Origin of the sequence: Flavobacterium sp., from assembly GCF_030146175.1 — a bacterium.
Lineage (GTDB): Bacteria > Bacteroidota > Bacteroidia > Flavobacteriales > Flavobacteriaceae > Flavobacterium.
This window is the reverse complement of the sequence record NZ_JASLCE010000125.1, coordinates 26009-32490: the sequence shown is the minus strand read 5'-3', so window position 1 is coordinate 32490 and position 6482 is coordinate 26009. Positions and strand designations below refer to the sequence as shown.

6 protein-coding genes are annotated in these 6482 nt (G+C 39.8%); 1 reads left to right on the top strand and 5 read right to left on the bottom strand.

What is annotated here, in order from left to right:
* The coding region (locus Q1R07_RS14235) for a serine hydrolase domain-containing protein (protein WP_300491532.1) at window positions 1–1125 on the top strand (1125 nt) is incomplete at its 5' end.
* 139 nt (window positions 1126–1264) lie between these two features.
* Here Q1R07_RS14235 and Q1R07_RS14230 read toward each other — a convergent pair.
* From Q1R07_RS14230 to Q1R07_RS14210, 5 genes are all read right to left on the bottom strand, one after another.
* Window positions 1265–2062, bottom strand: a complete 798-nt coding sequence (locus tag Q1R07_RS14230; protein ID WP_300491530.1) for an AraC family transcriptional regulator — start codon at window positions 2060–2062, stop codon at window positions 1265–1267.
* A 72-nt stretch (window positions 2063–2134) separates the two neighbouring features.
* Window positions 2135–3550 carry an aldehyde dehydrogenase family protein gene (locus Q1R07_RS14225; RefSeq protein WP_300491528.1) on the bottom strand — a complete coding sequence of 472 codons (1416 nt, stop codon included), beginning with the start codon at window positions 3548–3550 and terminating at the stop codon, window positions 2135–2137.
* Between the two features lie 100 nt (window positions 3551–3650).
* Window positions 3651–4457, bottom strand: a complete 807-nt coding sequence (locus tag Q1R07_RS14220) for a helix-turn-helix domain-containing protein (RefSeq protein ID WP_300491526.1) — start codon at window positions 4455–4457, stop codon at window positions 3651–3653.
* A 145-nt stretch (window positions 4458–4602) separates the two neighbouring features.
* Window positions 4603–5331: an SDR family oxidoreductase gene (locus Q1R07_RS14215; RefSeq protein WP_300491524.1), complete on the bottom strand. Its 729-nt coding sequence runs from the start codon at window positions 5329–5331 to the stop codon at window positions 4603–4605.
* Between the two features lie 3 nt (window positions 5332–5334).
* Window positions 5335–6333, bottom strand: coding sequence for an SDR family NAD(P)-dependent oxidoreductase (locus Q1R07_RS14210; RefSeq protein WP_300491522.1), 999 nt, complete (start codon window positions 6331–6333; stop codon window positions 5335–5337).
* Window positions 6334–6482 lie beyond the last annotated feature (149 nt).

Below are 6482 nucleotides of genomic sequence, written 5' to 3'. Positions count from 1 at the left end.
AACCGCAAAGCGAACGAAAACACAAAATACCGTATTGGATCGATCTCGAAAACGTTTACGTCGGTTTTGATTTTTAAAGCTATCGAAAACAAAAAGTTAGGTCTGAATCAAACCATTGAAAAATTTTTCCCAACGATTGCGAATGCTTCTAAAATTACGATCAGTCAACTGTTAAACCACCATAGCGGAATCCATGATTTTACCAGAGATGACGATTATGAAGACTGGAATACCAAACCAATGACAGAACGTGAAATGGTTGCCCTTATCGCCAAAGGGGGAAGTGATTTCGAACCGGGAAGCAAAGGGAAATATTGCAATTCCAATTATGTATTGTTGACCTATATTTTGGAGAAAACCTTTAAAAAACCGTATTCGGAATTGGTACAAATCCATATTGTGAAACCATTGAACTTAAAAAATACCTTTTTTGGAGGAAAGATCAATACTGAAAATAATGAATCCAGATCGTATAGATTTGCCGAAGCCTGGAAAGCCGAACCGGAAACGGATATGTCCATTCCGATGGGCGCCGGCGGTATGGTATCCACTCCGGGCGATTTAATAGTGTTTAGCGAAGGCCTTTTTAAAGGGAAACTACTTAAAAAGGAAAGTTTGGACGCGATGAAAGCAATTGAAGACAATTATGGACGCGGACTTTTTAAAATGCCGTTTGATGATAAAATCGGTTACGGACATGCCGGAAATATCGATGGATTTAATGGTACTTTTACCTATTATAGTGATGGTGATATCTCTTTTGCGATGACATCGAATGGGGCGAATTACAGTGGAAATGCGATTGCATTAACGATTTTAAGTGCGATTTTCAACCAGCCGTATGATATTCCGGAATTTAAAACCTATGCGGTAAGTCCGGAAGCTTTGGAACAATATCTGGGAACCTATTCATCTGCCGAAATTCCGGTAAAAATGACGATCACCAAAGAAAATAGTACGTTACAATTGCTAACACCCGGTCAGCCGGCAATTGCGTTAGAAGCTGCTGCAAAAGACCAGTTCCTATTTGATAAAGCCGGATTAATTCTGGAGTTTAATCCAGCGGAAAAAAGTATGGTATTAAAACAAAAAGGAGGCAATTTTATGTTTAAAAAAGACCAATAACCGGGTGTATTGAATTAAAGAAAACAAAAAGGCTGTCTTAGTAGTAAGGCAGCCTTTTTGTTTGGAAATTGTTTTTTACTGAAATAAATCGTTAAACCCGATAGATTAAAACGATAAAAAATAATAAAAGGAATTGCACTTATTTTAATAGCGCTGTTGGTGTTATTCCAAATTGCTTTTTAAAAGCAAAGGAAAAATGGGATAAATCTTCGAAACCGAGGTCAAGATAGACTTCGCTGGGTTTTTTATGTTGTTGTTCGATTAGGTAATAGGCTTCGGTTAAACGCCGTTGTTGCAACCAGTTTCGCGGGGAAGTCTGGAAAATTTTTTGAAAGTCCCTTTTAAAAGTAGCCAGACTTCTGCCGGTGAGATAAGCAAACCGTTCGATCTTAACATTAAAATGGTAATTCTTGTGCATAAATGTTTCCAGATCGATTTTATGCGGTTCCGTAAAATCGAATAAGGTATCTTTTAATAAAGGATCATAGGCAAGCAATAAGGTAAGTGCCTCTTTTTGTTTGAGCGTTATAAAAGCCGGAGCCTTATCTTCCAAAAGATCCTGATACTGTAACAGGGATTCCATAAAATAACGGAGATGTCCGGAATCCGAAAGCGGAATATAAGCGGTGTCGTAGCGTTTGGGATCGATTGTGATTTTATTTTCGATACTGAAATTGTTTAGTAATTCGTCTTCAAAAAGAATCGAAATTGACTGAAATTCCTCATTTTCCAAAGGTTTTTTAATAAACTTCAACAATTGTTTTTTACGTGCAAAGTATAGATCTCCTTTTCGGAAAACATGCCGGTTTGTACCATCGTTCAGTTCCATTTCTCCGGAAATAACCATAGACAAACTATGGGAGTGAACAAACTGCTCACCTTCCCGGAATGCCGCAGCATGACAGGAATAGCGGATATTATCGGAAGTTGTTGCCATAAAAAATCGAAATAAAAACCTTGTCAGTTGTTACGCTGACAAGGATATAAATGTACTATTTTATTTGAAAAATCAGATTAGTATTGCCTTTGGTTCCAGATATTCGTCCAATCCGAACGAACCGTATTCGCGACCTAATCCGGATTGTTTAAACCCACCAAACGGAGCTAAAGGATCGTGTTTAAAACCATTGATGTTAATTCGTCCGGCTTCAAGTTGTGTCGCCATTTTCAGCGCGCGGTTTTCGTCGGCGGTACTGATATAGGCCGCGAGTCCGTAGGTTGTATCGTTGGCAATTGCGATGGCATCCTCGTCATCCTCATACGGAATAATGGAAAGTACCGGGCCAAAAATTTCCTCGCGGGCGATACGCATATCATTGTGAACATTGGTAAAAATAGTAGCTTTTACAAAGTTCCCGTTTTCCAGTCCTTCGGGATTCCCCAATCCTCCGGCGAGTAAAGAAGCGCCTTCTTCGATTCCGGTTTGGATATAATGCTGCACGCGTTCAAATTGTTTTTCCGACACCATAGGCCCGACGTGAGTCGTTTCATTTTCGGGATTTCCCACTTGTATTGTGACTACAGCTGCTTTGGCAATACGATTAACCGCTTCCAGTTTTGTTTTGGGAACCAGTAAACGAGTAGGAGCAACACAAGCCTGCCCGCTATTCATATAGGCTCCGAAAACCGCCTGAGGAATTACCTGTTCCAGATCGGCATCGTCCAGAATGATATTGGGTGATTTTCCGCCCAGTTCCAGAGTAACTCTTTTTACCGTATCGACCGCTCCTTTGGCAATTAATTTTCCGGTGAGCGTAGAACCGGTAAACGAAATTTTAGCAATATCCGGATGACTGGTAATCGTAGTACCGACCACATTTCCGAGGCCGTTAACCATATTATAGAGTCCTTTAGGCAACCCGGCTTCATGGATACATTCGGTTAATAGTTGTGTTTGCAAAGCACTCATTTCGCTTGGTTTTACAACCACGGTACAACCGGCCGCAATGGCTGTGGCGAGTTTATTACAGATAAAACTATTGCTTGCATTCCACGGTGTGATAATTCCAACCACACCAACCGGAGTCATTTGTACCCGGGTATTACCGGCTATACGATTAAAATCAAACCCGCGTAGCACTTCGATCATGTTCGAAAAAGAAGTGATGGCATAGTGGATACTCGTGGTACAAAACTGGCGCGTTCCGCCATATTCGAGTATCATAACTTCGATAAGCTCTTTTTCCCGTTTCTGAACGGCAGTTTTTAGTCGTTCCAATAACTCGATACGGGTTTCGATACTACTTTTTGAAAAGGATTTAAAAGCTTCTTTTGCCGCGGCAATGGCTTCCTGGGTATCGGTTTCATCACCTAACACCACTTCGCCGATTTTTTGACGGTTAGTCGGGTTGATCAAATCAAAAACCATCGTTCCTTTTGGGCTTATAAAAGCACCGTTTGTGTAAACTTTGTCTATTCGTTTCATTGTATTTCAATTTTGATATAGCAAAGTTCCCACAAAAATGAAATTAGCATTTTGTTGAGAAGCTCAAATTTACTTTGTTGTATGGCTCATAAAGTTTTGTTTATTTGAGTAAAGCAGTTGGCGCTATTCCAAATTGTTTTTTAAACGCAAAAGAGAAATGCGAAAGATCTTCAAAACCAACTTCAAGATAAATTTCAATTGGTTTTTTCCTTTTTTCTGTAAGCTGATAATAGGCCAATTCCAGTCTTTTTTTTGTCAACCATTTTTGAGGTGTAGTATTAAACAGCCTTTTAAAATCCCGATTAAAAGTGGAAAGACTGCGACCGGTAAGGTAGCCCAGTTTTTCCAGGGGCATATTAAACATAAAATTGCGTTCCATAAAATGAATCAGATCCACTTTACCCGGTTCATCGAAATTAGCTAAAATCGTATCAATGTTTGGATCGATTTCTCTTAAAATACTGATGGCTTCGGTGATTTTTAAGGAAGCGATATGTTCCGGAAAATTACCTTCTAATTCAAAATAAGGGATCAGAGACGATAAACAACTTTCTAATAAGGGATGCGTATTAAAATGATATATTTTATGTTCGGAAAACAATTTTTTTGGGATATCTATTTTTTCATAGAACTTTTTAAGTCGTTCTATAGTCAAATGCATCACAACTGTTTTGTGTGGCTGACCATTTTTGGGGTAATTGATTATGGTGGCCAATTGATTTCTGGGAATCAGAAAAATGTCTCCGGTTTTAAAAAAGAAAGTACTATCGGCCTGAATGATTTTTGTTTCCCCGGAAATAAACCAGATCAACATATGCTCGTCAAACATAATATCCGATTTGAATAATTTATCATCATAACTGGAAAGTTTGATATCCGGAGTGATGTATTTCGCCTGATATTCCATAAGATAGTATAAAATAGTTTTTTATAAAACGCTGATCACTACAAAAGTACTGCGTATTATAGGAATAACTTTGTTTAAAATGTCAAAATGTTTTAAAAGAATAAAAAGCCTGTCTGATCTAAAACAGGCTTTTTAAACAAGCAACTTAAATCGATTGTCCGCCATCGATTAAAAATGCAGAACCGGTAATAAACAAAGCTTCATCACTCAACAGATAGGTGATCAAACGTGCTACTTCCTGCGGCTTACCGAAACGGGCCAACGGAATACTGTTTATCATTTGCGTTTCGACATTTTTATCCAGTCCTAGTTTATCCATAATTTCGGTGGCTACCGGTCCCGGACTTACAGCATTCACTCTTATTTTTCTCGGAGCCAATTCAAGAGCCGCGATTTTCATAAAAGCATTCAGCGCGGCTTTGCTCGCGGCATAAACCGAAGCATTTGGCGGCGATATGGTTGCTGAAGTTGAGGATAAAAACACAACCGATGTTGCCTCATTCAGAAAAGGAATAAACCGGCTTAGGGTAAAAAAGGCACCTTTAAAATTGACGTTCATTATGGAATCGAACATACTTTCGGTGGTCGTTTCTATGGCGGACACACTGGTTATTCCGGCATTGATCAACAACATATCTATGTTTCCAAACCGCTGACTAACGGTGGCGACTAAATGAGTAATATCGGCCACATTGGATTGATCGGCCACCACAGCGGTAACACCCAATTCCAAAGCCGCTTTTTCAATAGCTTCTTTTCGGCGTCCAGTGATAATGACCGTTGCACCGTTTTCTTTGAGTTCTTTTGCCGTAGCATACCCGATTCCGCTATTACCACCCGTGATAACCGCGATTTTTCCGTTAAAAGGTTTCATTTTTTAGAGAATTGGAAAGTTTATACCGGTTAGCTGCTCACTTAAATCCCATAGTTTTTTAGCATTGGATTCGTCTAATGAATACAATTCCACACCATAAGATCCGACACTGGCTTCGTTGGCCAATGGGGCGATATCGGTATCTTCGCAATACACGCCGCCAATCGTATCCAATAGCGGACTTGTAGCACACCATACCGTTGTTGCGGCACCTTGTGGAATGGTTTTTAATCGTGCGGCTACTTCCGACAGCATGGCACCGTTTTCGTCCAGGAATCCCATTTTTTGGAATAATTCCAATGATGCTTCTCTACCTAATTCCGTACCGCCAATAGAACCGGGATGTAACGAATAGGCCCGTACATTGAACGCTTTGGCGCGGTTGTCGAGTTCCATTGCAAATAAGTTACTGGCCGTTTTGGATTGTCCGTAAGCTTGTAAGGTTTCGTATTCCCGGTGAAGGAAATTTGGATCTTCAAAATTAAAAGGAGCCATTTGATGACCTAAGGAAGACACATTGATTACCCGCGCACCGTTAGCTTTTTTTAAGGCAGGGAATAACATCGCGGTTAGATGAAATTGTCCCAGGTAATTGGTAGCCAGTTGTGATTCGAATCCGCGACTGTCTCTACGCAAAGGTACCCACATAATCCCGGCATTGTTTATAAGGATATGCAAAGGTCTGTTGGACGCCAGGAATTTTTTGGAAAAAGCGGTAATCGAATCCGGATTCATAACATCCAGTACTTCCAGTTCGACATTTTTGATACCGTCAAGATTTTTCGTTGCTTTTTCGATGTCCCTTGCGGCAACGATTACCGTTGCACCTGCACTAGCAAGTGTTTTAGTCGTTTCAAGTCCGATACCGGTATTACCACCGGTAACAATTATGATTTTTCCGTTGAGGTCAATTCCTTTGATTACCTCATTTGTAGTTGCTGTTGCGTTAAATCCGGAACCAATAGGTTGTTGTAACGCGCCCTGATAATTGTTCTGTCTCATCTTTTTTAATATTAAAAGTTATAGGACAAAATTACCGGGTTATGAATGCTGTCATTTTGTTTAAAATGTCAAATTACTTTGTTTAAAATGTCAGAGGGATTTTTTGCTTTTTTTGTAACACCTGACAGGTTTTAAAAACCTGTCAGGTG

Bases quoted from the DNA above. Each gene is read 5' to 3' on its own strand.
- Q1R07_RS14230 (WP_300491530.1), bottom strand. From the start codon at position 2,062: ATGGCAACAACTTCCGATAATATCCGCTATTCCTGTCATGCTGCGGCA.
- Q1R07_RS14225 (WP_300491528.1), bottom strand. From the start codon at position 3,550: ATGAAACGAATAGACAAAGTTTACACAAACGGTGCTTTTATAAGCCCA.
- Q1R07_RS14220 (WP_300491526.1), bottom strand. From the start codon at position 4,457: ATGGAATATCAGGCGAAATACATCACTCCGGATATCAAACTTTCCAGT.
- Q1R07_RS14215 (WP_300491524.1), bottom strand. From the start codon at position 5,331: ATGAAACCTTTTAACGGAAAAATCGCGGTTATCACGGGTGGTAATAGC.
- Q1R07_RS14210 (WP_300491522.1), bottom strand. From the start codon at position 6,333: ATGAGACAGAACAATTATCAGGGCGCGTTACAACAACCTATTGGTTCC.